This window comes from Hydrocoleum sp. CS-953 (assembly GCF_002260545.1).
GTDB lineage: Bacteria > Cyanobacteriota > Cyanobacteriia > Cyanobacteriales > Microcoleaceae > Trichodesmium.
The window spans coordinates 1-1,340 of the sequence record NZ_LGSU01000031.1 but is presented as its reverse complement, the minus strand read 5'-3'; the positions used below and the strand labels follow the sequence as shown (position 1 = coordinate 1,340).

General features: G+C 34.3%; 1 protein-coding gene. It reads left to right on the top strand.

Annotation, left to right across the window (positions count from 1 at the left end; genetic code table 11):
• Positions 1 to 92: 92 nt before the first annotated feature.
• Positions 93 to 1,151 (top strand): glycosyltransferase family 4 protein, encoded by a 1,059-nt coding sequence (locus AFK68_RS00125; protein WP_094670678.1) that lies wholly within the window; start codon positions 93 to 95, stop codon positions 1,149 to 1,151.
• Positions 1,152 to 1,340 lie beyond the last annotated feature (189 nt).

The following is a 1,340-nucleotide window of genomic DNA, read 5'->3' as shown; positions in this document are numbered from 1 at the left end:
CCTATTTATATTATAGTTAGTCGCAAAATATTCTGATGATACTAAACCAAATTAATAATTTATTATTAACTCTTAACCCTCCATTATTCCAGATACCTAATTATCTGTACCATTTAATTACCTTAGTTATTTCGACTTTATTTGTAATTTTAATTACACCAATAATCAAAAAAATTGCTCTCAAAATAGGACTTGTAGACCATCCCGGCGGTCGTAAAATTCATAAAAAACCAATGGTACGTTTGGGAGGAGTTTCTATTTTTATTAGTAGCCTAGTTGCTCTTTTAATTGTTTGGTGGTTGGGTGGATTTATAGATACTAATGGCAATATTTTACCCCCAGAAAAAGAGTTTGAAATATGGGGAGTAACAGTCGGCGGTTTAGCTTTTTTTATGATTGGTTTAGCAGATGACTTGTTTGGTTTATCACCACTATTCAGGTTATTTATGCAAATAATTGCTGCTAGTATGGCTTGGATAGTTGGAGTACATATAGATTTTCTGACTATTCCTTTTTATGGATTAGTACATATTAATATATTAAGCTGGCCTATAACTGTGATTTGGTTAGTAGGTATGGCAAATGCTATTAATTGGATTGATGGTGTAGATGGTTTAGCTGCTGGTGTTTCTGGTATTGCAGCTTTTGTGATGTTAATTGTTAGTATATTTATGGATCAACCAGCAGCAGCTTTAATAGCAGCAGCTTTAGCTGGTGCAACACTAGGTTTTCTCCGTTATAACTTTAATCCAGCCCAAATATTTATGGGAGATGGAGGAGCTTATTATGTAGGATTTACTCTAGCAGGAGTAGGAGTAATAGGTTTAGTAAAAACAACTGTAGTTACTTCTGTTGTTTTACCATATCTAATTCTAGCGGTACCAATTTTAGATATGTCTGCAGTAATTTTAGGCCGTTTACGAAATGGGAAATCTCCTTTTATTGCAGATAAACGTCATCTACATCATCGTTTATTAGACGCTGGTTTATCGCAAAGATTAACAGTTTTTTTTATTTACTCACTAACACTGTGGGTAGGAAGTTTAGCCATGGCTTTTTCTGGTATTCCTAGTGGTGCAATTTATGCTTTTAGTGCTACAGGTTTACTAGCTTATACAAGTTGGAAAGTTTGGAAACAAAAACAAGCTTAAGACAATTAATAATTAATAATTAATATAGCAATTCCCAAGAAGCGTGAGGTACAAAATTCATTTGTTTTAGGGAACAGGGAACAGGGAACAGAGAACAGGAAATAGGGAATAGGGAATAGGGAATAGGGAATAGGGAATAGGGAATAGGGAATAGGGAATAGGGAATAGGGAATAGGGAATAGGGAATAG